The sequence below is a fragment of the Blautia sp. HA8986 genome, assembly GCF_056504635.1.
The window spans coordinates 1,748,865-1,773,789 of the sequence record NZ_JBWLUQ010000001.1; the positions used below are offsets into that span (position 1 = coordinate 1,748,865).

Sequence of the window (24,925 nt, forward strand, 5' to 3'; positions counted from 1 at the left end):
TCACCCGACAGAGTCGGATCTCTTTCTGAACCGGATATTTAGTTTGATTCGTTAAACACTTTTTTATCCAGTGCATTGTTCTGGTGTGCAACGATGGTTGTGCAGACTGCATCACCGGTAATGTTAACCGCTGTTCTGGTCATATCCAGGATACGGTCAATACCCATGATCAGACCAATAGCCTCAACCGGAAGTCCTACAGAGTTAAATACCATAGTCAGGGTAACAAGACCAACACTTGGTACACCGGCAGTTCCTACAGAAGCAAGGGTTGCAGTTCCGATAACTGTCACATAATCCATCGGACTTAAGTGAATACCGAAGGCCTGTGCCGCAAATACTACGGCAACACCCTGCATGATGGAGGTACCGTCCATGTTGATGGTAGCTCCAAGAGGAATGGTGAACGAAGAAATCTTCTTGGAAACACCCACTTTCTTGGACAGGGTATCAATGGACATCGGGATCGTGGCATTGGATGTAGCTGTTGAGAATGCAAATGCCATAACCGGGAAAAATTTCTTGATGAATTTTATCGGATTCAGTCCTGTAAAGATCTTCAGCAGGATCTGGTATACGCCGAAACACTGGATCGCCAGTGCAAGGAGAACACCGATCATATATTTTGCCAGCGGGATAAACGCACTGAAACCGATGTTTGCAAAAGTTCTGCTGATGAGGCAGAATACACCGATCGGTGCAAGTGCCATGATCATCATGGTCATCTCCATCATGATATCATTAAACTGACTGAAAAAGTTCGCTACTGTCTCTGCGCGCTCTCCCATTTTCGCAAGGATCACACCAACGATCAGGGCAAATACGATAACCTGAAGCATGGTTCCGCTTGCCAGGGAATTGATTGGATTGTCCGGAATGATATTCAGGATGGTATCCGTAAGAGAGGTCGCCTCCATAGTCTCCACAGAGGAAGCGGAGGACTGAATAGAGCTCATATCGAGTCCCACACCCGGATTGATCAGATTACCTACAGTCAGAGCAACCGAAACAGCCAGAGCTGTAGTCGCCAGATAAAATACCAGTGTTCTCACACCTACGGTTCCAAGCTTCTTGGTATCACCGATGGACATACTTCCGCAGACAAGGGAACAGAATACCAACGGTACAACCAGCATTTTCATCAGACGGATAAATCCCTGTCCGATCACATAAAGGATTCCCTCCACGATCACGTCTTTTTTGAAGCTGCTGTCAGGAACCAAATAGCAGAGAATGATTCCCAGTATCGCACCTGCGATCAGCGCCACAAAGATCTTCGTGGTAAGACCCATTTTCTTTTTCTGCTGTGTTTTCTCTTTTATATTTTTTTCTTTCATCCTAATCCTCCGTTCTTTCATCCATATATTCTTTCAATGATGCTTTCCAGTCTGGCATATCATACACTTCAATGATACGGAGGATAAAATTATCAAGAACGGCATACGGCGGTCTGACAGAAGAAAGATCTGACTGCTCTGTCGGCACGGATCTCAGCTCGATCTCCTTTCCTGCAAGGCGAAGGATCTCTGTTGCGAACTCATAACGGTTGCATACACCGCTGCAGGTTACGTGATAAGTTCCATATTCGTTGGTATCGATAAGATACAGGATCATTCTTGCCAGATCCTTGGCACTGGTCGGTGATCCAAACTGATCAGAAGCAACGGAAAGTGCCTGACCTTTTTCTGCAGTCTCAAGCACACGGTTTACAAAATTGTGCCCGCCTTTTCCATATACCCAGTTGCTTCGGATAATGAAATGTTTGTGTGTGAACTCTTTTACATAGTTCTCTCCCGCTCTCTTGGAACGGCCGTAAACAGTCAGCGGATTGGTATCGTCAAACTCTGTATACGGTTTTTTGCTCTTTCCGTCGAAGACATCATCTGTGGAAAGCTGTACGATCTTTGCTCCGCATTTTCTTGCCACGATACTTAAGTTTCTTGCTCCCAGTGCATTGACACGGTATGCATGTTCCGGGTTCTTCTCACACTCATCGGTATCTGTGATACCGGTGCAGTTGATGATCACATCCGGACGGTTAATGGAACCGAAGTTGATCACTTCATCTGTGTCTGTGATATCCAGCTCGTCAAGGTCTGTGTTCAGAGTCTCGATCTGCATTGGATCCAGAACATCATTCAGTGCCCGTCCGATCTGTCCGTTGGCACCTGCGATCCATACTTTTAACATCTTTCTACCTCCCTGGTGTAATATGTGTGATACATAAAATAAAAAGACATTGATTTAGATCAAAACCAATGCCCCTTTAACCTATATACTGAAATATATTTTATCAATATCACAAAAAACTGTCAAGAAAAAAGCCCCTGTTTCCATAAGGTTCCTGCTGCTGATGTTACTGCCCACCGGCAGTATTTCCTCAAGATGTTTTTGTGAACAGAATTTACAGAAATCCTGAGGATCGGGAGTTCCATAACTCCCGATTTTGTATTGTAAATTCTGTCCCATGAATTATAATCTAAACAGGAGATCATCTAAAAACACATATAAAGGAGAAACTTATGAAAAAGCTAAAAAAATTAACATCTCTGCTATTTCTGTTCTGCTGTCTTTGCTTCTGTCTGATCCTGTTTCCGCAGACAGCCCGAGCAGGCTCTCTTACGCCAACCGCACAGGACAATCTCAATGTCAGGTTACGCCGTACCTCTGACCTTGTTCCTGTTTCCGGCGGATACATGAGGGTCTTCCACCAGAAAAATTCTATCGGCGTTGAATACTATGATAATGATCTGAAGATCAGAAGCAAACGCAAGATCAACATGGAGCTTCCGCTGTGGGGTGGCTTTTATGCCGGATCTGACGGATATTATCTGGTAGAAGGCCAGACAAACAACAAGGAAAACGATTCCGCTGAGGTTATCCGCGTCATCCGCTACGACACAAACTGGAACCGGAACGGTGCAGCAGCAATTACCAGTAACCCTGAGCTTTTTGGCGGTGAGGTCCGCACGCCCTTTGACTATGGCTGTGTGGAAATGACAGAAAGCAACGGCAAGCTCTATGTTGTTACCGGTCACGAAGGATATGTGGATTCCTCTGTCGGTCAGGGACATCAGGGCTTCCTTATGGCCGAGATCGACCAGGCAACCATGAAAGGAAAGATCGTTTCCTGCGATCTGTGGCATTCCTTTGCACAGTATATCAAATCACATGGTTCTTATCTCTACGTACTGGAGCAGAGTGAGGGTTCACGATGTACAAAGCTTTCCAGATATAACAGCAATACACTTGACCGCACCACCATAGAACTTTTGCCATACGGAGGCTCACGTACTTCTGTGTGGGCACTGGCCTGCTACGCAAGCGTTGACGGCATGGCTGTTTCCTCTGACAGTGTATTATGCGTCGGCACTTCCATCGATCAGTCCAAATATGATAAGGTATCTGAAAACACGCCTCATAATCTTTATCTGTCCGTCACACCAATATCTGACTTTTCCGAAAAAGCAACCGCTACCAGGAAGCTTACCAACTTTACAGGCGGAGGAAAAAGCTTTGCGGGCGTAAAGATCACCAAAATAAATGACAACCGTTTTATGATTTCCTGGGAAGAATACGTCTCCGACGATAACAAGAAAAACTCTTCCGCTAACGATCCGCTCTCTTCCAGCACCCTTCATTATCTTTTTGTGGACGGAAAAGGAAAGAGCCTCAGCAAAGAGTTTACAACAGCTGCTCCGATTTCTGACTGTCAGCCTGTGGTAAAGGATTCCAAGGTCGTTTATTATGCTTCAAACTCCAACACCCTGAACTTTTATTCCATTAATTCCGACAACGGAAAAGCTGACAAAAAAACTTACCATATCGCAGGTGACAACGCAACCTGGAATTTCAAAAACGGTATCCTTACGATCTCCGGCTACGGACCACTTTCTATTTCCACAGAGGAAAACAACCGATACCCAGTCTCTTCAACAAACAGCTGGTTTTCCTTCTCCAGCGATTCCTCCTGGAAAGCTATCAAAAACCAGATCAGAAAGGTAATAATAAAGCCCGGGATCACAAGTATTTCCGAAAGGGCCTTTGTTTATCTTCCTGAGCTGAAAGAGGTGGACATCCAGAAAGGGGTCACAAAGATCGGAAAAGAAGCTTTCGCCTACTGTAACAATCTATCCAGGATCAACATACCTGATACCGTTAAAAGCATTGGAACGGATGCTGTGTGGTGCGGCTATTACTGGTCTGACAGCTCTCATGCATATTTTTGCAAGATCCATGCTCCGTACGGCTCTTACGCAGTTACATATGCCAAGAAAAACAATATCAGATATGCATGCAATATTTCCGATGCATCTGTAACAGGGATCAAAAAAACATATACCTATACAAGCTCTGACATAAAGCCCGTTCCAACCGTAACTCTTGGAAAAGCAAAGCTTTCTGGCATCAATGATTATCATGTGACATACCAGAACAATAAAAAAGCAGGAACTGCTACCCTGAAGATCATCGGTGATAACCATTTCTACGGAACCATCACCTTAAATTTCCAGATCACTCCTGCAGCCACACCAAAGCCACAGACTGCAAAAACATTCCGGGATGCCTATAATGTCTACACAGTCAATACCACCGGGACTTCCGTAGCACTGAAGGGACCACGTTCACGCAATACTGTCACTGCAAAGATTCCGGCCACTGTCAAAGCTAACGGAAAAACCTACAAAGTCACAGCCATTGCAGCCAATGCCTTCAAAAACTGTAAAAACCTGAAACAGGTAACGATTTCAGGAAATATCACAAGCATAGGTGCCGGAGCCTTCCAGAGATGCACAAGTCTTCGTACTGTAAAAATCGGTTCCCGAGTTTCTGCGATCGGCACGAAAGCTTTCTGTGACTGTAAGGCCCTTACCTCTGTCACCATACAGACAGGACGTCTTACTTCCAAAAGCTCAGGTAAATATATCTTCACAAGAGCAGGTCAGAATAATTACAAAAAACTGACTGTAAAGGTTCCGGCAAACAAACTTTCTTCTTACAAAAAGCTGCTTCAGAGTCAGGGGCTGTCCACACAGGCCAGGGTCATCAAATAGCCAGGATCGTACCTTGCATTTCCACGCCCTTTATGCTATACTCAGTTTCGCTGCAAAAGCCCGCAAAAACCAAGGTCGTACAGGGCTTACAAGGCGGTCACCGCCTATAAATGTGCCGAGTGTTCGTGACCTTCCACTCGTAAAACAAAACTAAAGGAGAATATTGAATATGAAAAACAAAGGTACTCATTTTCTGGTGCAGGGAGCTGCCATTGCAGCTGTATATGTTGTCCTGACACTGGTATTCGCACCACTTAGCTTCGGTGAAGTTCAGATCCGTTTTTCCGAGGCTCTGACTGTGCTTCCGTTCTTCACACCGGCTGCCATCCCGGGACTGTTCGTGGGATGTATCATTGCCAATCTTCTTGGCGGTGCGATTCCGGTTGACATCATTTTCGGAAGCATTGCCACACTTATCGGTGCATTCTTTACCTACAAGCTTCGCAATACAGGCAAATGGACAGCCCCGATCCCGCCGATTGTTTCCAACATTGTGATCGTTCCTCTTGTGCTTCGTTACGGATATGGCATTAACCTTCCTATCCCGTTTATGATGCTCACAGTAGGAGCCGGTGAATTTATCTCAGCCGGTGTGATCGGTATGATCCTTCTTGGAGCACTTTCCAAATACAAAAATGTACTTTTTCATAAAAAAGCAGCAGTCTGACAAGATCTGCTGCCCCCAAAAGAGAGCCATGAGAAAACAGCAGCATTTCTCATGGCTCCCTTTTATTTTATCTCTGCTGATTTCTGCAGACTGCGCAGAATCCTTTTTTCCATTCTGGATACCTGCACCTGGGATACCCCAAGCTCATAAGCAATTTCCGTCTGGGTCTTGTTCTGAAAATACCGCATATAAATCAGTTTTCGCTCCTTTGCCTTCAGAGTCCCCAGTATCTCTTCCAGAAAGATCCGGTTCAGTACTTTTTCCTGACGGTTTTCTTTCTCAGGAAGCTTGTCCATCAGAGAAATTTCTGTTCCTTCTCCCTGATAGATCGTCTTATGGAGGGATTCCACCTCTGCTCCGGATTCCAGAGTAAACACAAGCTCCTCCACTGATATTCCCATTTCGCAGGCAAGCTCTTCCACAGTAGGCTCTCTTTCCAGCCTCCTGGTCAATGCTTCCCTCACCGAATAGATCCTGTAATGATTCTCTTTTAAAGACCGGCTGACTTTCAACATCCCGTCATCCCGGAGATAACGTTTGATCTCTCCTGAGATCATCGGGGCACTGCGTACGTTGAAAACCTCACATCAAAAGACATGTCAAATTTATCCACAGCTTTCAGAAGTCCGATGCTGCCGATCTGGAACAGATCTTCCATCTCCACTCCTCTTCCCAGAAAACGTCTGGCCACACTGTAGATCAGCCCTGTATTTTCCTCAAACAAAATATCTCTTGCCGTTTTATCCCCCTGGTGTGCACGCCCGATGAGGGCAAGAGTACGATCCATAGTTACCTCCTGATGATCTTTTTCATGTGCACGGTAGTTCCGCGGCCAACCTCCGATTCCACAGAAACTTCATCCATGAATGCCTCCATAAATGTAAATCCCATGCCCGAACGGTCTTTATCCGGTCTGGTGGTAAACAAAGGTTCCATGGCTTTCTTAATATCCGGGATACCGGTTCCGTGATCTGTAACATCCACTTTAAGCTCCTGTCCGCAAAGAGAACAGTCCACCCGGATCTTATGTACCTCGCCTCCATACCCATGTATGATGCAATTGGTCACAGCTTCAGAAACTGCTGTCTTCAGATCTGAAACTTCCTCCAGTGTGGGGTTCAGCTGCGTGCAGAAAGATGCAACTGCCACTCTGGCCAAAGCTTCATTGGCTGGTCTGCTGTCAAAAATGATCGTCATTTCATTTGTGTTTTCCATAGTATGCGCCCTCCTGTTCTGCTGATGTTTTTTCCGCCTCGGAGATGTCTATGTATCTGCCGATCCCGGAAAGTCTCAGAAGCTTTCTGATATGGCTGTTTGCATGGATCACCTGCACACATTTACCTCGCATTCCCAGTGCCCGGTATCTTCCCATGAGCAGTCCAATCCCGGAACTGTCCATAAAAACGGTCTCTGAGAAGTCGAAAACCATATTTTTTATATATTGCTGTCCAATAATCCGGTCTGTTTCTCTTCGAATACTGTCAGACACCGGATGATCCAGATCTACAGGCAAATGAACTGTCATCACAGCTCCTGATATTTCAAACACTGATTCCACTTTATCATTCCCCCATTTTTTTATTTTTATGCAAAAAATCTTCTATAAAAAATCGCACAAAAAAGAAGAATGTGTCGAAACACATTCCCCTTCTCCGAGGTTTCTCACCTGTATTCTGTATCGATCATTCTCCTGTATAGCCATCGCTGTAAGACGAATCATAGCCGGTATCTCCACTCTCATCATAAGATGACTGGTCTGATCCATCAGAAGTACCGTCGCCGCTTCCATCAGATGAACTGTCGCCGCCATCAGACGTTCCATCTGAAGCTGCACTTCCGTCTGCAGTTGTACTTCCATCTGCGGAAGCTGCTGAAGCGGTATTGTCACTGCCTGATGAATCACCGGTAATTCCCGATACACCAGTCTTCTCACAGATAGTATTATAAATACCTTTCGCAGAATCAGAAAGTGTATCTACATATACCTGCTGGATCTCCACTGCTGCAGTATCCAGATCCTCCTGCTGCATGGCTGTATAAGCAGAAAACAGAGCCTCATAACTCTGACTTCTCTTTTTCTCTTCCTCAACCTGCTTAGCTGTGGCATCCGCAGTACTATTGGACTGCTCTGCTTCTCCCTGGGCTTTGGAAAGTGCCACTCCCTGGCTGGAAAGTGACTCACTGTACTGCACGATTTGCTCATTTGCCTGTCTGTACACATCCTGCTTCACTGCCGGAAGTACAAGCAGCCAGAATGCCGCAGCACCTGCTGCAAATCCCAGTACCATAGTAAAGAACAGGGAAACTTTTGACCTTTCTTTGTATGTGGACGGTCTTACAACGATCTCTCCGGAAATATTATCCTTTTCCTTTTCATTGTCCCGAATAAGACTCTTCCGTCTGTTCTCCATCTTTGTAGTAACACCCGTCTGCTCATCGATTTCTCTTAAGAAACGGAGCGTCGTGGTGTTGGTCTTATCAATCCTTGCCGCTTTCTTGAGCGTTCTTCTCGCCTTGTTCCACTCCTGATTCTTCATCTGGATCAGTGCAAGAAGATGATATCCCTTGATCAGCTTGGGATTCTGTGCCAGGATCTTCTTAAGACGGATGGCTGCCATATCTTCATGGCCTTCCCTGCACATGGCAAGGGCATTGTTATATTTCTTGATGCTTTCATTGATCGTTTCCAGTTTATTCTGGTTCGCCTGAAGCTTCTCAATATATTCAGATGCCAGGTTACGGCTCTTCTGGATATTTTTGCTGATGATCCACTCACTCAGTGCAGCAACCACCTCGCCTGTCTCAAAATACACAAGACCAAGAAGGTTTCTTGCACGGATATTTCGTTTATCATAGGCAAGACTCTGCTTCAGACAGCTGATCGCTCCAGACAGATCACGAATGCTGGCTTTCTCCAGCCCCTGGTTGTAATAGAGCTTGGAAAGATAGTCAACCTTCTTCTGGATCAGTACATTGGCTCCGCAGTGCGGACAATAATCCAGATCTGTATCTGTCAGGAACGCTCCACAGTTAATGCAGTTCATTCACTTCTCCTTATCTTACACGTCTGTTGCTCTTAACCTCCCGCAGCATCTCCTGGAGCACATCCATGATATCGGTGATCTCACGGTCATAGATTGCACCTTCTACATCTGCCACATCCAGACATGGTTCAAATTTCTTCAGTTCCTCTTCATAATCGATCATAATTTATTCCTCCTGATCCAGGCTTTGATCTCGCCTACAAGATAAAGCGATCCCACACAGAACAGCATACCGTCCTCGCCTTTCTCTTTCAGTGCAAGCTCAAATGCCGTCGGAACATCCTCTGCTGATTCTACTTCCGGTACTCCATCCTTACGGAAAATCTCTGCAAGCTCTTCCACCGGAACTTTACGATATCCTCCAACCTGTGTGACGATCACATGCCGGAAGCTGATCCTTGTACAGATGGTACGGATCATATCTGTGTAATCCTTGTCATCCACAGCGGAAAACAGCAGTGTCAGCGGAAATTCCTTCTGAAAATGCTCAGCTGTCTCCACAAACTTCTCAACACCGTCTTCGTTATGTGCGCCATCTACGATCACACCCGGGAGAACTGTCTCCATTCTTCCCTGCCAGCGTGTCTTCGCCATGCCTGCTTTCAGCTCCTCCATAGATACCGGTATCTCACGATTGAGAACCTGAATCGTTTTTACTGCAAGGGCTGCATTCATTACCTGATAGCGTGCAATAAACGGAATACTGAAAACAGTATCTCCATAAGCTTCATCTTTCAGAGAAAAATCAATCCCGTCTTTCGCAATCTTATGGATCTCGGTATCCGCTCTTGTAAGTTCATATGCAGGACATCCAAGCTCCCTCGCATGCTCACGCATTACCTTAACTGCATCCGGATCATTTCCATCGTAGATCACCGGAACACCCGGCACCATGATCCCTGCCTTCTCTCCTGCAATCTCGGAAACCGTATTTCCAAGATACTGCATATGGTCAAGGCTTATGGATGTGATCACACAGGCTGCCGGATTCTCAACTGCTGTAGTAGCATCCAGACGGCCGCCAAGACCTGTCTCCAGTGTTACATAGTCCACTCCTGCATCTGCAAAAATCACCATTCCCATAAGCGGCAAGGTTTCAAAATATGTGGGATGATAGCTTCCCTCTGCAACCAGCTCATCGGAAAGCTTTTTAACTTTTTCAAAAGCACAAAGGAATGTATCGTCATCGATCACATCCTCGTTGATCTGAAAACGCTCATTGATCTCCACCAGATGAGGCGATGTAAAAAGTCCGCAGGAATATCCTGCCTCCCGAAGAACCGATGTGATAAAAGCACAGGTACTTCCCTTTCCGTTAGTTCCTGCCACATGGATCACACGGAATTTTCTCTGCGGATCTCCAAGTCTTCTTAAACATTCTCTGGTATGGTCCAGGCTGTTCTTGGTTGTAAATCTCGGTATATCTTCAATATACGCAACTGCTTCTTTGTAATTCATAAAAAAAACCATCACTTATCTATAATGTATTCGTAAAGAACTTTTAGGGAGAAAAGCTTCTCCCCTCCTGTTCGTTACGATACCATTATATAATAGTGGTGGAAGATGTCCAGTCCTAATCGTAATATTTTATCCGACATTTTTTGTATCGAAGTATTTTTCGTGGGCTTTTTACCGACTTTCTGTGCTGTTTTCCCCACCGAAAGTCTCAGCTGCAGCTGTCTCTGCTGTGTCTGATTCTTCAGCCTCCGCTGTGTCAGAAGCATTTTTTTCACTGTCGAGCTTCCACCTGCTGTCAGAGAGCAGCGCATAAACCGCCCGGTCATGACTCTTTGTCATGGCCTTTCTGGTGGAGCTGTTGCTTCGCTGTACTACCGAAAGCCTGTCAAAATCATCCAGTTCCTTTCCGGTAATAATCAGCTTGGTCGGATTCACATAAACCGTATCATACCACTCACCATTAATCTTCACCTGGCTGGATGGCGTAAAATTGGTTCCCTGAATATAATAAGTATGGTCTGTTTCAGACACTACCTGGATAGACTCCAGAGTCGTATCGTAGATTCCCATGTGCATCTTTGTCCGCTCAAAAGGATTCTTTTCGTCATAGGTATACTGTTTTCCGTAGAGAAGATCATACTGCAGAGTTTCCAGATCCACCTGATAATTCTTGGTGTTTCTTCTTGCCTGATGATATTTGAAAATATTTCCCTCATGGATACCTACACGGTCCATAACCTCTGCTGCCATCTGATATGCCGCAAGATTTTCTTTCTTTTTCTTAAGTCCGAAATTATCCCACATCACATACTCTGTCTGGAACAGATATTTGTTATCCACATCCTCCACAGTCAGTCCCATGGTCGGCAGATGATCACCATACATAACCAGTACCACATCCTCCGGATAATCTGCCAGCCTGTCAGTCAGCTCTTTGACAAAATTATCCATCTCATGGATCTGATTTACATAATACTCCCACTTATTGTTCAGCTCGTCAGTAGGTGCCCCGGAAACTGTGATCTCCGGATTTTCCAGCACCGGTTCTGAAGGATAATCTCCATGTCCCTGTACGGAAATAGTATATACATAATCAGGTCCTTCTGTGGAATCCAGGCACTTGACGATTTCATCCGTGAGAACACTGTCCTTAGTCCAGCCCAGCGGGTTCTTCTGATTTTCATCCTTCATGTACTCTGCAGAAGTAAAGGTATCAAATCCCAGATTAGGGAAAATGCTTCTTCTTCCGTAGAAATTCGCCTCATTGTTATGTACTGCATGCGCAGTATAACCAAGATTTTTCAGAACATATGGTGCGCTCTCACAGGTAGTTTCCTTAAGAATACTCTTGTAAGGATATTCCCCCGGCCCAAAATAATGAAGGCTCATTCCGGTAATGGACTCAAACTCCGTGTTGGCAGTTCCGGCTCCTACAGACGGAACCTTGTAATAACCGGAAGAATACTCCTCCATCAGTTTTCGGAAATTGGGAATCGGATCCTCAGAAATATCCAGATAATTGACAAGTGTAGGGTCAAAAAAGGACTCCAGCTGTAAGAACAGGATATTCGGATGACTTCCATCCTTTGTCGCAGGAAGATTCTCCTCTGTTTTCTCGATCCTGCTGATTTCTTTTTCGGAATAATCTCTCGGCGCACTGATTCCGGTATTAAAAATTGTCGTTGCCAGACAGTAGGGATATCCGTAATCCTCATAAGCTATGGCAATATTTCCAAAATAATTGGAAAGTACTCTTTTTTCCAGAGCAAGCTGTGTAATTCCTCCAAAGGCAAGTATCCCGGCCAGAACCAGCGGAATATTCACCTTGTATTTCAGTTTGCCTCTGTACTTCGGCGATCTTATCAGTATGATCAGAAGGATAATAACCGCAAGCCCCAGAAGGACCGCACCTACGGTCATCTGGGTATGGGTCAGATATTTTTTTGCAATACTGAGACCATCTGTCAGGTTCTTTACATCCGGTCCTGTAAACGGTGTGACACGGTTGAGAAGAAGCACACCGTTTACGATTCCCAGAAACAGCCATAAGCTGCCGATAAAAATGCGCCAGAAAATTCTCTTTCGGAAGAGATAAACAATCAGCATCGTCGTAAAGATAAACGCTGCATTATAAGCAAATACAAGCGGCTTTGTGGTCATGTAGGTCCACGCCTCTGTGAACGAGTGCCTGCATATGGCCTCGATCACAAAGTACAGGACTGCACAGCCCAGAGCCTGAAGTATCAGCGAAATCTTATTGAAAAAGTTACACCACTTCATTAAAACACTCCTTCGTTATTTCACCATCTGTGTTAACTGCAGGTTCACTTTCTCTTTCATCTCTTTGTATTTCTCAAGTTTCTCCTTCTCTGCCTCTACCTTGGCTGCAGGTGCCTTGTTCACAAAATTCGGGTTGTTAAGCATTCCCTCGCAGCGTGCGATTTCTTTTGTAAGACGCTCCTGCTCTTTTGTGAGACGTTCGATCTCCTTTTCACGGTCGATCAGATCCTCCAGTGGCAGATATACCACACCGTCTGCCACAACGATGGAGACTGCATCCTCACCGATTCCGTTCTTATCCTGCTGTACGTGAATCTCTTTTGCAAACGCAAGGTTTGTAAAGGATTTCTTACATGACTCAAAACGTGCACAGCTCTCAGCATCCTTGCCTACGATATAAATATTTGTTTTTCTGTTCTGTGGTACGTTCATCTCGTTTCTGGTGTTACGGATTCCACGTACAACCTCCTGGAAGCTTGAAACTGCTTTCTCAGCATCTGCAAAATTCATCTCATCTCTGTATACCGGCCAGTCGGAGATCATGATGGACTCTTCCTCAGGAAGCAGTGTACAGTAGATCTCTTCTGTGATAAACGGCATGAACGGATGAAGAAGCTTCAGTCCCTGTGTCAGTGCAGTGCGAAGTGTCCACAGTGCATCGTTTGCTGCTGCCGGGTTTTCCTCTGCCTTCCACAGTCTTACCTTGGCCATCTCGATATACCAGTCACAGAGCTCATCCCACAGGAAGTCATAGACCTTCTGTACGGCGATTCCAAGCTCATATTTATCCATGTTCTCAGTAACATCACGGATCACTGTGTTCAGTCTGGAAAGAATCCATTTGTCCTCGTTGCACAGTGCGTTCAGGTCTTCCGGCTTTGTTACTGTCCTGCCTTCCAGGTTCATCATAATGAAACGGGAAGCATTCCAGATCTTATTTGCAAAGTTACGGCTGGATTCTACACGCTCCCAGTAGAAACGCATATCATTTCCAGGTGCGTTACCTGTCATCAGTGTCAGACGAAGGGCATCTGCGCCGTATTTATCGATAACCTCCAGCGGATCGATACCGTTTCCAAGAGACTTACTCATTTTACGTCCCTGTGAGTCACGTACCAGACCGTGGATCAGCACATGGTGAAACGGTGTCTCACCGGTCTGCTCCAGTGCGGAAAATACCATACGGATAACCCAGAAGAAGATGATATCATATCCGGTTACCAGAACGTCTGTCGGATAGAAGTACTCAAGCTCCGGTGTCTTGTCCGGCCATCCAAGTGTGGAGAATGGCCACAGTGCAGAACTGAACCAGGTATCCAAAGTGTCCTCATCCTGATGCATATGTGTACATCCGCATTTCGGGCATTTCTCCGGCATCTCTCTTCCAACCACCATCTCACCGCACTCATCGCAGTAATAAGCCGGAATTCTGTGTCCCCACCAGAGCTGACGGGAAATGCACCAGTCACGGATGTTCTCCAGCCAGTGAAGATAAGTCTTGTCAAAGCGTGCAGGAACAAACTGAAGGTTTCCGTCGTCCAGAGTCTTGATGGCTGCTTTTGCCATTTCATCCATTTTTACAAACCACTGTGGTTTGATCATCGGCTCTACAGTTGTACCGCAGCGGTCATGTGTACCAACGCTGTGGCTGTGCGGAACAACCTTTACAAGGAGCCCCTGCTCCTTCAGGTCTTCTACCATTGCCTTACGTGCCTCATAACGGTCCATACCTGCATATTTTCCGCCAAGGCTGTTGATAGTCGCATCATCATTTAAGATGTTGATTTCCTCAAGATTATGACGTCGTCCAACCTCAAAGTCGTTAGGGTCGTGTGCCGGTGTGATCTTAACGCAGCCTGTTCCGAATTCCTTATCAACATATTCATCAGCAATAACCGGAATCTCTCTGTCTGTAAGCGGAAGCTTCAGCATCTTGCCTACGAGATCTTTATATCTTTCATCCTCCGGATTTACAGCAACTGCTGTGTCGCCGAGAAGTGTCTCAGGACGTGTGGTTGCAATCTCAACGAAACGACCTTCCTCACCTACGATGGGATAATTAATGTGCCAGAAAAATCCGTCCTGATCCTCATGTACAACCTCTGCATCAGAAATAGAGGTCTGGCATACAGGACACCAGTTGATGATCCTGGAGCCTTTGTAAATATAGCCTTTCTCATAGAGACGGATAAATACCTCCTGAACAGCCTTGGAGCAGCCCTCATCCATGGTAAAGCGCTCACGCTCCCAGTCTGCAGATGCCCCCAGCTTTTTCAGCTGATTGATGATCTTTCCGCCGTACTCCTCTTTCCATGCCCAGGCATGTTTCATAAATTCCTCACGACCGATCTCGTTCTTGTCAATACCTTCCTTACGGAGCTTCTCTGTTACCTTAACCTCTGTAGCGATGGCTGCATGGTCAGTTCCCGGCTGCCAGAGAGCCTCATAGCCCTGCATTCTTTTGAAACGGATCAGAATATCCTGCATGGTCTCATCCAGTGCATGGCCCATATGCAGCTGTCCGGTTACATTGGGCGGCGGCATTACAATTGTGAAAGGTTTTTTGTCCGGATTAACTTTTGCATGGAAGTATCCGTTGTCCATCCATTTTTTGTACAGACGATCCTCAATACCTTTGGGATCATAAGTCTTTGCAAGTTCTTTGCTCATGTTTTCCTCCTGAATCTTTCTTGGAATCAAGCTGTCTTTCTGACAGCCTTTTCTGATTATGGGAGCTTTGAACACTCCTGTTTTCTGCAAGAAAAAGCACGCCCTCCACACGGGAATCCAAAAAACTCCTGTGCGAAGGGCGATCATTCTCGCGGTACCACCTTCATTATCCGGGAAAAATGTCTTATATTTTATTCCCATCTATCTCTTATCCCTTAACGCGGGATACGTGAAAACCTACGCAACAGCATCTGCATCTGTTCTGCATTTCTGCCTTCAGTCTCCCGGCTCCTAAGCTACCTTCTGCAGTCTTCCATCTGAAAATGCCTTCCAGCCTGCGCTTCTCCCGCGTCCGTGCATCTCTCTCTGTCAGCGTAGACCTGCATACTCCTCTTATTCAACGCCTTTACCATGTTCCTACTATAATGAAATTTTCTTTTTTTGTCAAGACAAAGGCCTGCTTTTCCTGGGATTTCACATATTTCCAGATACAAGTACCTTTCTGGCATTTTAATATTTTATTCCACGCTCTTCAGTGACTCTACCATATTGATCTTTTTCAGCTTAAAATGCATTACCATATTTACAAACATGGAGAATCCAAATGTAATGATCCCACTGTAGACAAAGCTTATTGGCTTGATATTTCTTCCAAACATCACCGCATCTACCTCAACGGTTGTGATCACATACCGGTGAAGGAGGATTCCGAATACTGCACCTGCCAGGATCCCTATAAAGGACAGCAGGATATTTTCCCGGAATACATACTGGGAAACCTCGCCATCATAAAATCCCAGGACCTTCAATGTTGCAAGCTCTCTCTGACGCTCTGTGATATTGATGTTGTTCAGATTATACAGTACCACAAATGCCAGCATTCCGGCAGAAATGATCAGGACCCAGATCACCGCTCCAAGGGAGCCCAGCATTCGCTCTACCTGACCGGCCGTGCTGCTTGTATAGCTGATACTTAAAGCTGCCGGATATTTCAGGATCTCATTTCCAAGAGTCTCCAGATCACTACCTGCATCTTCTTTCATAGTATATACTGTACTTGAATACTCCGGTTTCTCCCCGAATGTTTTTTCATAGCAGGATGGGGTCATGTAAACATAATGTCCCATATAGTTCTCTGTGATAGCAGTGATCTTTACTTTATACTTTCTGTTGTCTTTCTCCAGGGCAATCTCGTCTCCTGCTTTCACACCGATAAGAGAAGCTGTTTTTTCACAGATCACGGCTCCGTCATCGGTAAGCTCATACTGCTCGTGGGACTTTCGGTCACGTAACGTTACATCCTCTTTAAAATTTTCCGTATTTTCCGGAACATACACATAGATACTGACACTTCCCTTTTCTTTTGGTGCCGTCATCTTGGTGAGCTGCACACGAGTATAGTGATCGATCTCGCTGTTTCCGTCCAGGAATTTCAGAAGTTCCTTTTTCTGGCTCTGTGTAGCATCATCATCGTTGATCACCATGGCATCATAGTGCTGGATCTGGTCATACTGGAGAAGCGCAATATCCATGATCGAATCGTAAAGTCCGAATCCTACAAGCATCAGTCCCATGCTTCCTGCAATTCCGAAAATAGTCATAAAGAGTCGCTTCTTATAACGAAAAAGATTTCGCATGGACGATTTCCAGGAAAAGCTCAGATGCTTCCATATAAAGCCGATCCGCTCAATAAGTATCCGTTTTCCCTCTTTTGGTGCAGGCGGACGCATCAGGGATGCCGGTGTTTCTGCCAGAGTTTTTGCGCTGGAAAAAAGTGTTGCACCCATAGTACAGATCACCGCTGCTCCGGAAGCGATCAGTGCATAGTGCATTTCATAATTCAGCTGCATGTGATCACCAATATTCCAGTACATGATCCCATATGCCTGGATAATGATAAACGGAAGAACCTTTTCTCCGAAAAGAATACCCACGATGCTGCCTCCTGCTGTTGCAAGGAAGGCATAACAGAGATATTTGGATGCAATAGATATTTTTCCGTAGCCCAATGCTTTCATGGTTCCAATCTGGGTTCGCTGCTCCTCAACCATTCGTGTCATTGTGGTAAGACTGATCAGAGCCGCTACAAGGAAGAATATCATCGGGAAAACTTTTCCGATGTTTTTCAGCCGCTCTGCGTTATCACCAAAATCCGAATATTCCGGAAGGTCATTGCGGTCTGTGATGATCCACTCCGGTGTTTCAATATCATCTACCTCTTTCTGGGCATCCTCGATCTTCTGCCGGGCTTCCGCAATTTTGTCATCGGCCTTTTTTTTGCCGTCCTGATATTCTTTCTTTCCATCGGAAAGCTTCTTTTTTGCGTCCTCCAGATCTTTTTTGGCGTCTTTTAATTTCTGTTCGTTTTCTTGGATCTCTTTTTCACCATCCAGGATTTTCTGTTCATTTGCATCCATTTCAGCCTGACTGCTGGTAAGCTTTTCCGTATTTGCCTGGATCTCTGCCTGTCCTGCATTTAACTGGGCCTGTTTTTCCTCCAGCTGCTGTCTTCCGGAACTTAACTGGGCTTTGGCAGCGTCAAGCTGGCTCTGACCGTCATCAAGAGCTGCCTGATTGGTCTCGATTTCTTCTTTGGCTGCAGAAAGCTCTGTTTTCTTTGCCTCCAGTTCTTTTTTTCCTTTATCCAGTTCTTCTTGGCCTGCGTTCAGCTGTGTCTCTGTCCCGGAAAGTGTCTCTTCCTGTTCTTCGATCTGACTGAAACCCTCATTGATCTGAGTGAGGCTGCTCTCCAGTTCAGCCCGGGTCTGGGCCAGCTCTGATTTTTTTGCTGTAAGCTCAGCCTGCGCCCCGTCGATCTGCGCCTGACCGGAATTTATCTGTTCTTCCATTGCACTGATCTGGTCATTTAATGTCTGGATCTGCGCGGAAAGCTCCGCCAGCTCTTCCTCGGTTTTTCCTGCTTCCGCACCGGCGTCATACTGAGCCTGCAGCTCCGCCACATGACTGCTTAATGTCTCTTTCTGGCTGGTCAGTTCATCCAGCTGTGCCTGCTGCCCGGAAAGGGCTTCTTCACTGGAACTGATCTGGGCTTCGCCCTCGGAAATCTGTGCAAGCCCTGCCTCACACTGTTCTTTCTGACTGGTGAGAGATGCCTTTGTTTCTCTAATCGTATTTTTTCCGGCTTCCAGCTGTTCTCTTCCGGTGTCAAGCTCAGCCTGTTTGCTTTCCAATGTTTTCTCCGCTTCCCGGAACTGAGCCTCACCGTCACTTACCTGCTTTTTTGCATCAGTCAGCTGTTCGTATCCGGCAGTCAGCTCTGACTGCTTCTCATTTATCTGTGCTTCGGAGTTGACAAGCTGTGATCTGGCAGCATTTAACTGGGTCTGCCCGTCTTCCACCTGCTGCTTTGCACTGTTAAGCTGAGACCATCCATCTGCGATCTGCTGTCTGCCGTCTGCAAGCTGCTGTTTTCCATCGATCAGCTTCTTTTTTGCATCATTGAGCTGCTGTTTTCCATCTTCGTACTCTTTTTTTCCATCATTATACTTCTTCTGCCCATCATCCAGCTTTTTCTTCGCATCGCCAAGCTTTTCTTCTGATTCCTTCTTTCCGTCCTCAAGCTCTTTTCTGGCGTCATCCAGTTTTTCATTGGCTTCTGCGACGATCTCATCATAGCGCAGGCTGCACTGTTCTTTTTCGATGCCTTCCACACGCTTCCGTATCTTTTTGATAAGATTGTCGTAGGCATCGGTATAGCTGATCACATCCCCGGATTCATGGACCATAATATAGATCTGGGTAAAAGCCTCCTGATCAAAATCCTCCGGAAGGATGTATCCGAAACCGCTGATTTCACCTGACCCAAGAGTCGTATTTCCTCTGTTAAATGAAATATAAAGAGGGCTGCTTCCGATTCCCACAACTGTATAGGTTGTCTTTTTCAGAAGTTCACTGTCTCCATCCTCATTGACAGATATGGTATCCCCGATTTTATAGCCACGGTTCTTTGCAAATGGCTTGTCCAGAAAAATCTCGCCGCTTTTTTCCGGTATCCTTCCTTCATCTGCTGTGAGCAGATTAAAATTGCTGCTGATGGATTCCAGATGAAGAACCTTCCTGGCATCGTCCTCTCCACTCATAACATCCGTAGAGTAACCACCCTCAGCCAGCTCTACACCGTCAATGTCTGATACCGCTTTTACATCACGCTGGGTCAGTCCCAGTGTTCCCTGGATCTTCAGATCCATCAGCTTTGCCGCTTCATAATAGGCATCTCCGGAATATCTCATATCCGGAGAAGACGCCTGGATCCCGGAAAAAAATGCAACGCCCAATGCCACGATCAGAAAGATCGAGATAAAACGTGCTTTACTTTTCCGGATCTCCATCCAGAAATCTTTGTGTAATGCTTTCATTCCGTCACCTACCATTCAATTTCTTCCACTGGTGTGGGATGTGCATTTTCGGTCATCCTGGAAACTTTTCCGTTTTTGATCTTGATCACACGGTCGGCCATAGGTGTCAGTGCAGAGTTGTGGGTAATGACAATGACAGTCATGCCTCGTTCCCTGCAGGTATCCTGAAGAAGCTTCAGGATTGACTTGCCGGTCTGATAATCCAGCGCTCCTGTAGGTTCATCACAGAGCAGAAGCTTGGGATTCTTTGCCAGAGCTCTGGCTATGGAAACTCTCTGCTGCTCACCGCCGGAAAGCTGTGCCGGAAAGTTGGTCAGCCTCTCCTTCAATCCTACTTCCTCCAAAACCTTCCTGGCATCCAGAGGATCCTTACAGATCTGAAGAGCAAGCTCCACATTCTCCAGTGCAGTCAGATTTGGCACCAGATTATAAAACTGGAATACAAAGCCAATATCCTCACGCCGGTATCCGGTCAGCTGCCGGTCTGTATATTTTGCGATATTTTTCCCATCGATCCAGACATTGCCGGATGTAGCTTTATCCATTCCGCCCAGGATATTCAACACCGTTGTCTTTCCGGCACCGCTGGGTCCTACCACAACTACAAATTCTCCTTTTTTTATCCGGAAGCTGATCTCATCCACCGCTATGATCTTCACTTCTTTTGAGCCATAGATTTTGGATACATTTTCCAGCTTCACATAATCTTCCGTATGCTCCATTCTCATCCTCCTCTTTGCTCTCTCTATAATTTCAGGGGGCTTTTACTTGCCCCCTTTTTATTCCCCGCCTCAATATCACAGCTGTTTGGTAATATCCCTTCATCTGTAATCGATATGTCTGTAAATATATTTATAAGTATATCGGTTCTTCATTCAAAATGCAATTTCTACTTATATTTTACAAAGATTTTTCATTCCTGCGCATTTGTATTTTACATTTCTTTTCTATAATACAGACAGATAAAGGAAATCAATATTATGGCTGACTGTTGCTGACAACAGCAGAAGTATAATTCCATCAAAATGGGAGGAATGGATTATGTATAAAACACTGTGGAATCACTTAGCTCAAAATAAAAAAAAGGCCCCTGCACCTGCTGTTTTTCTTGCACTTCTGACAGCTGGATGGAGTGCAGCCGGAATTTTGTCCGGATTACTTGTTTGTCTGGGACTTCAGACAGAACTGATGGTGAAACTGACTGTGATCTTATGTACCGGTGGATACGCCGGACTGATACCCGGATTCTTCGGTGGAATTCTTTATCTTTACCGAATGGATCTTCGGAAAACTTCTGCTGATCCGGCAGCTGATTCTGTCGCTAATCCGGAAAAAGCTTCTTCTGATCATACTTCATTGATCTATTTTCACAATAATTGACAAAAAAGCAGAACTCTGCCTGATTGTGCAGGGTTCTGCTTTTTTATTGAATATGTGTATTAATTTTGATTACTTTCTTATGGAATCAGCGAGCTTTCTTGCTTCTGCTGTCAGCTCTTTTATTTTATCAAATTCTCCTGCCTTTACAAGATCTCCTTTTACCATCCAGCTTCCGCCGCAGCAAAGGATTTTGTCACAGGAAAGATATTCCTCAAGGTTTTTCGCATTGATCCCACCTGTAGGCATAAATCTGATTCCTGTATAAGGAGCTGCCATAGCCTTGATCATTGAAATTCCGCCTGCCGGTTCTGCCGGGAAGAATTTTACTACCTTAAGGCCTCTTTTCACTGCCTGTGCAACCTCAGATGGAGTGATACATCCCGGGAAAACAGGAATATCTTTTTCCAGGCAGTAGTCTACGATCTCTGGATTGAAGCCTGGGCTTACGATAAATTTTGCTCCGGCGCCAACAGCTGCATCTACCTGCTCAGTTGTAAGTACGGTACCTGCTCCCACAAGCATTTCCGGGAACTGCTCTGCCATCAGACGGATAGACTCTTCGTGCCCAGGATGCCATGTACCTTCATCTAGTTTATAACCGCAAAAGAATCCTGATTGTAGAAAAAAATTCCTGATTTGTCGGACAGCATCCTTTCCGGATGCTGTCCGATCTTCCAGAAGTCTGTCTTCACTGTCTTCAGCAAATACATTTTTATAATAAAAATAAGCCCTGGAAATTTATCTTTCCAAGGCTTTCTAAGAGGTGCCACCCGGATTTGAACCGGGGATAGAGGTGTTGCAGACCTTTGCCTTACCACTTGGCTATGGCACCATGCTCCCCCTGTTGGACTCGAACCAACGACACTGCGGTTAACAGCCGCATGCTCTACCGACTGAGCTAAGGAGGAATATTTAATTTAAGGCTTATACCTTAAAAACTACATACATGCTTATTGATGGTCAATCAAACTCTTTGAATCAATTCTTAACCTGCGTTTCTTGGTCAAGCCCTCACCCGATTAGTAACAGTCAGCTCCATGTGTTACCACACTTCCACCTCTGCCCTATCTACCTCGTCGTCTTCAAGGGGGTTTACTTCACTAAGAATGGGATATCTCATCTTGAGGGGGGCTTCACGCTTAGATGCCTTCAGCGTTTATCCCTTCCGGACTTGGCTACCCGGCCATGGCTTTGGCAAGCCAACCGGTCCACCAGCGGTCCGTCCATCCCGGTCCTCTCGTACTAAGGACAGCTCCTCTCAGATATCCTACGCCCACGCCGGATAGGGACCGAACTGTCTCACGACGTTCTGAACCCAGCTCGCGTACCGCTTTAATGGGCGAACAGCCCAACCCTTGGGACCTACTACAGCCCCAGGATGCGATGAGCCGACATCGAGGTGCCAAACCACTCCGTCGATGTGAACTCTTGGGAGTGATAAGCCTGTTATCCCCAGGGTAGCTTTTATCCGTTGAGCGATGGCATTCCCACTTAATACCACCGGATCACTAAGCCCTACTTTCGTACCTGCTCCACCCGTCGGTGTCGCAGTCAAGCTCCCTTCTGCCTTTGCACTCTTCGAATGGTTTCCGTCCATTCTGAGGGAACCTTTGGGCGCCTCCGATACCCTTTCGGAGGCGACCGCCCCAGTCAAACTCCCCGCCTGGCATTGTCCCACCGCCGGATTACGGCGGCTGGTTAGAAGCCCAATATCACAAGGGTGGTATCCCAACAGCGGCTCCGCGGCAACTGACGTTACCGTTTCTCAGCCTCCCACCTATCCTGTACATGCAACACCGGACCCCAGTGCCAAACTGGAGTAAAGCTCCATGGGGTCTTTCCGTCCTGGCGCGGGTAGCCAGCATCTTCACTGGCACTTCAATTTCACCGGATGTATTGCCGAGACAGCGCTCAAATCATTACGCCTTTCGTGCGGGTCGGAACTTACCCGACAAGGAATTTCGCTACCTTAGGACCGTTATAGTTACGGCCGCCGTTTACTGGGGCTTAAATTCAAAGCTTCGACTTACGTCTAACCTCTCCTCTTAACCTTCCAGCACCGGGCAGGCGTCAGCCCATATACCTCACCTTTCGGTTTCGCATAGACCTGTGTTTTTGCTAAACAGTTGCTTGAGCCTATTCTCTGCGGCCTGCTCTCGCAGGCACCCCTTCTCCCTAAGTTACGGGGCCATTTTGCCGAGTTCCTTGGCAATACTTCTTCCGCCGGCCTTAGGATTCTCTCCTCATCCACCTGTGTCGGTTTACGGTACGGGTACAGTATAAACAATAGCGGCTTTTCTTGACGCATGGCTCACGGGCTTCGCTACTAAAATTCGCTCCACATCACGTCTTCCCATTGCATGGCGGATTTTCCTACCATACTGGTACCTCGCTTGTACCGGACTTTCCATTCCCGGCTCCCGCTCTCCTTACGTGTCCCCACAGTTCTGTTATACTGCAGTACAGGAATATCAACCTGTTGTCCATCGGCTACGGCTCCCGCCCTCACCTTAGGTCCCGACTCACCCAGGGCAGATCAGCTTTACCCTGGAAACCTTGGATATTCGGCCTAGAGGATTCCCACCTCTATCTCGCTACTCATTCCGGCATTCTCTCTTCTATACAGTCCACAGCTCCTTACGGTACTGCTTCTTCCCATATACAATGCTCCTCTACCAATCCTTTCGGATTCCTTAGTTTCGGTGGCGCGTTTCAGCCCCGGACATTTTCGGCGCAGGACCTCTCGACCAGTGAGCTATTACGCACTCTTTGAATGTATGGCTGCTTCTGAGCCAACATCCTGGTTGTCTTCGAAATCCCACATCCTTTTCCACTTAACGCGCACTTTGGGACCTTAACTGTAGGTCTGGGCTCTTTCCCTTTTGACCGCCCAACTTATCTCGTGCGGTCTGACTCCCGGTGATATCTACACGGCATTCGGAGTTTGATATTCTTCGGTAGGCTTTGACGCCCCCTAGGAAATTCAGTGCTCTACCTCCGCAAGACTCACACCGAGGCTAGCCCTAAAGCTATTTCGAGGAGAACCAGCTATCTCCGGGTTCGATTGGAATTTCTCCCCTATCCACACCTCATCCCCACCCTTTTCAACGGATGTGGGTTCGGTCCTCCACTACCTCTTACGGCAGCTTCAACCTGGACATGGATAGATCACCCGGTTTCGGGTCTACTCCTACTGACTCTGGCCCTCTTAAGACTTGGTTTCCCTACGGCTCCACACCTGAAGTGCTTAACCTTGCCAGTAAGCGTAACTCGCCGGACCGTTCTACAAAAAGTACGCGGTTGTGCATATAAAGCACTTCCACAGCTTGTAGACACAGGGTTTCAGGTTCTCTTTCACTCCCCTCCCGGGGTCCTTTTCACCTTTCCTTCACAGTACTATGCGCTATCGGTCACTAAGTAGTATTTAGCCTTAGGGGGTGGTCCCCCTTACTTCCCACAAGGTTCCTCGTGTCTCGTGGTACTCCGGATCCTGCTCAGTCAGCTTGGCTTTCACGTACGGGGCTTTCACCCTCTGTGGCCGGCTTTCCCAAAACCGTTCTGTTAACTTCGCTGAATCTTAAATGCAGTCCATGACCCCGGCATGCACGCACACCGGTTTAGGCTCCTCCGCGTTCGCTCGCCGCTACTTACGGAATCGATGTTTCTTTCTTTTCCTCCGGGTACTTAGATGTTTCAGTTCCCCGGGTTCCCTTCCATACGTTATGGATTGGCGTATGGATGCATGAGGTCTTCTCATGCGGGTTTCCCCATTCAGACATCTCCGGATCACGGGATATTTGCTCCTCCCCGAAGCTTTTCGCAGCTTATCACGTCTTTCATCGGCTCTTAGTGCCAAGGCATCCGCCCTGTGCCCTTATTGCTTGACCTTTCGCTTCATCACCCTAGCGTAGGTGATGCGGTCTCTTGATTCTCTGTCGTATCCGATACTCGCGTATCTTCCGACATGTGTTTGATTACTCTGTTCATAACAGATAA

14 protein-coding genes, 2 tRNA genes, 1 rRNA gene and 2 pseudogenes are annotated in these 24,925 nt (G+C 46.4%); 3 read left to right on the top strand and 16 right to left on the bottom strand.

Annotation, left to right across the window (positions count from 1 at the left end):
* Nucleotides 1–38 precede the first annotated feature (38 nt).
* Both AC04Q4_RS08245 and rfbD read right to left on the bottom strand, forming a co-directional pair.
* Nucleotides 39–1,337, bottom strand: coding sequence for a dicarboxylate/amino acid:cation symporter (locus AC04Q4_RS08245; RefSeq protein WP_173738843.1), 1,299 nt, complete (start codon nt 1,335–1,337; stop codon nt 39–41).
* Between the two features lies 1 nt (nt 1,338).
* A complete protein-coding gene (gene rfbD, locus AC04Q4_RS08250; protein WP_173738844.1) occupies nt 1,339–2,190 on the bottom strand; it encodes a dTDP-4-dehydrorhamnose reductase in 852 nt (283 codons plus the stop codon).
* A 332-nt stretch (nt 2,191–2,522) separates the two neighbouring features.
* Here rfbD and AC04Q4_RS08255 point away from each other — a divergent pair, with 332 nt between their 5' ends.
* Nucleotides 2,523–5,054, top strand: a complete 2,532-nt coding sequence (locus tag AC04Q4_RS08255) for a leucine-rich repeat protein (RefSeq protein ID WP_476388831.1) — start codon at nt 2,523–2,525, stop codon at nt 5,052–5,054.
* Between the two features lie 169 nt (nt 5,055–5,223).
* The gene (locus tag AC04Q4_RS08260) at nt 5,224–5,721 is read left to right on the top strand and encodes a QueT transporter family protein (protein WP_015526895.1); all 498 of its coding nucleotides are present in this window, start codon (nt 5,224–5,226) and stop codon (nt 5,719–5,721) included.
* Between the two features lie 62 nt (nt 5,722–5,783).
* On the opposite strand, the pseudogene AC04Q4_RS08265 reads toward AC04Q4_RS08260, so the two are convergent.
* The 10 genes and pseudogenes from AC04Q4_RS08265 to AC04Q4_RS08310 all read right to left on the bottom strand — a co-directional run bounded on the left by AC04Q4_RS08265 (nt 5,784) and on the right by AC04Q4_RS08310 (nt 20,271).
* Nucleotides 5,784–6,508: pseudogene (locus tag AC04Q4_RS08265) on the bottom strand (SigF/SigG family RNA polymerase sporulation sigma factor).
* 2 nt (nt 6,509–6,510) lie between these two features.
* A complete protein-coding gene (gene spoIIAB, locus AC04Q4_RS08270) occupies nt 6,511–6,936 on the bottom strand; it encodes an anti-sigma F factor (RefSeq protein WP_173738848.1) in 426 nt (141 codons plus the stop codon).
* The gene (locus AC04Q4_RS08275) at nt 6,920–7,279 is read right to left on the bottom strand and encodes an anti-sigma factor antagonist (protein ID WP_173738849.1); all 360 of its coding nucleotides are present in this window, start codon (nt 7,277–7,279) and stop codon (nt 6,920–6,922) included. Before AC04Q4_RS08275 ends, spoIIAB begins: the two co-directional genes overlap by 17 nt.
* 124 nt (nt 7,280–7,403) lie before the next feature.
* Nucleotides 7,404–8,765, bottom strand: coding sequence for a hypothetical protein (locus tag AC04Q4_RS08280; RefSeq protein ID WP_178774290.1), 1,362 nt, complete (start codon nt 8,763–8,765; stop codon nt 7,404–7,406).
* A gap of 10 nt (nt 8,766–8,775) precedes the next feature.
* A complete protein-coding gene (locus AC04Q4_RS08285; RefSeq protein ID WP_021977044.1) occupies nt 8,776–8,928 on the bottom strand; it encodes a hypothetical protein in 153 nt (50 codons plus the stop codon).
* Complete coding sequence (locus tag AC04Q4_RS08290; RefSeq protein ID WP_476388832.1) at nt 8,925–10,223, bottom strand: glutamate ligase domain-containing protein; 1,299 nt, start codon at nt 10,221–10,223, stop codon at nt 8,925–8,927. Before AC04Q4_RS08290 ends, AC04Q4_RS08285 begins: the two co-directional genes overlap by 4 nt.
* A 171-nt stretch (nt 10,224–10,394) precedes the next feature.
* Nucleotides 10,395–12,503: a sulfatase-like hydrolase/transferase gene (locus AC04Q4_RS08295; protein ID WP_476388833.1), complete on the bottom strand. Its 2,109-nt coding sequence runs from the start codon at nt 12,501–12,503 to the stop codon at nt 10,395–10,397.
* 15 nt (nt 12,504–12,518) lie between these two features.
* Entirely contained in the window at nt 12,519–15,173 is a 2,655-nt protein-coding gene (locus AC04Q4_RS08300; protein WP_476388834.1) for a valine--tRNA ligase, read from the bottom strand.
* Between the two features lie 518 nt (nt 15,174–15,691).
* Nucleotides 15,692–19,549 carry an FtsX-like permease family protein gene (locus AC04Q4_RS08305; protein ID WP_476388835.1) on the bottom strand — a complete coding sequence of 1,286 codons (3,858 nt, stop codon included), beginning with the start codon at nt 19,547–19,549 and terminating at the stop codon, nt 15,692–15,694.
* A gap of 8 nt (nt 19,550–19,557) precedes the next feature.
* Nucleotides 19,558–20,271: an ABC transporter ATP-binding protein gene (locus AC04Q4_RS08310; RefSeq protein WP_119240638.1), complete on the bottom strand. Its 714-nt coding sequence runs from the start codon at nt 20,269–20,271 to the stop codon at nt 19,558–19,560.
* 319 nt (nt 20,272–20,590) lie between these two features.
* On the opposite strand from AC04Q4_RS08310, the gene AC04Q4_RS08315 reads away from it, so the two are divergent.
* Complete coding sequence (locus tag AC04Q4_RS08315) at nt 20,591–20,929, top strand: hypothetical protein (protein WP_195456688.1); 339 nt, start codon at nt 20,591–20,593, stop codon at nt 20,927–20,929.
* 69 nt (nt 20,930–20,998) lie between these two features.
* Here the strand turns inward: AC04Q4_RS08315 and eda are convergent.
* The 4 genes and pseudogenes from eda to AC04Q4_RS08335 all read right to left on the bottom strand — a co-directional run.
* Nucleotides 20,999–21,490 (bottom strand): annotated as a pseudogene (gene eda, locus AC04Q4_RS08320) (bifunctional 4-hydroxy-2-oxoglutarate aldolase/2-dehydro-3-deoxy-phosphogluconate aldolase); the annotation flags it as partial.
* A gap of 200 nt (nt 21,491–21,690) precedes the next feature.
* Nucleotides 21,691–21,761: transfer RNA gene (locus AC04Q4_RS08325), tRNA-Cys, on the bottom strand.
* A gap of 3 nt (nt 21,762–21,764) precedes the next feature.
* Nucleotides 21,765–21,837, bottom strand: a tRNA-Asn gene (locus AC04Q4_RS08330).
* Between the two features lie 91 nt (nt 21,838–21,928).
* A 23S ribosomal RNA gene (locus AC04Q4_RS08335) occupies nt 21,929–24,816 on the bottom strand.
* Nucleotides 24,817–24,925: the final 109 nt, after the last annotated feature.

Coding starts and splice junctions, on each gene's coding strand:
- AC04Q4_RS08295 (WP_476388833.1), bottom strand. CDS start 12,503: ATGAAGTGGTGTAACTTTTTCAATAAGATTTCGCTGATACTTCAGGCT.
- AC04Q4_RS08285 (WP_021977044.1), bottom strand. CDS start 8,928: ATGATCGATTATGAAGAGGAACTGAAGAAATTTGAACCATGTCTGGAT.
- AC04Q4_RS08315 (WP_195456688.1), top strand. CDS start 20,591: ATGTATAAAACACTGTGGAATCACTTAGCTCAAAATAAAAAAAAGGCC.
- AC04Q4_RS08290 (WP_476388832.1), bottom strand. CDS start 10,223: ATGAATTACAAAGAAGCAGTTGCGTATATTGAAGATATACCGAGATTT.
- AC04Q4_RS08245 (WP_173738843.1), bottom strand. CDS start 1,337: ATGAAAGAAAAAAATATAAAAGAGAAAACACAGCAGAAAAAGAAAATG.
- AC04Q4_RS08310 (WP_119240638.1), bottom strand. CDS start 20,271: ATGGAGCATACGGAAGATTATGTGAAGCTGGAAAATGTATCCAAAATC.
- rfbD (WP_173738844.1), bottom strand. CDS start 2,190: ATGTTAAAAGTATGGATCGCAGGTGCCAACGGACAGATCGGACGGGCA.
- AC04Q4_RS08305 (WP_476388835.1), bottom strand. CDS start 19,549: ATGAAAGCATTACACAAAGATTTCTGGATGGAGATCCGGAAAAGTAAA.
- AC04Q4_RS08300 (WP_476388834.1), bottom strand. CDS start 15,173: ATGAGCAAAGAACTTGCAAAGACTTATGATCCCAAAGGTATTGAGGAT.
- AC04Q4_RS08255 (WP_476388831.1), top strand. CDS start 2,523: ATGAAAAAGCTAAAAAAATTAACATCTCTGCTATTTCTGTTCTGCTGT.
- AC04Q4_RS08280 (WP_178774290.1), bottom strand. CDS start 8,765: ATGAACTGCATTAACTGTGGAGCGTTCCTGACAGATACAGATCTGGAT.
- spoIIAB (WP_173738848.1), bottom strand. CDS start 6,936: ATGGAAAACACAAATGAAATGACGATCATTTTTGACAGCAGACCAGCC.
- AC04Q4_RS08260 (WP_015526895.1), top strand. CDS start 5,224: ATGAAAAACAAAGGTACTCATTTTCTGGTGCAGGGAGCTGCCATTGCA.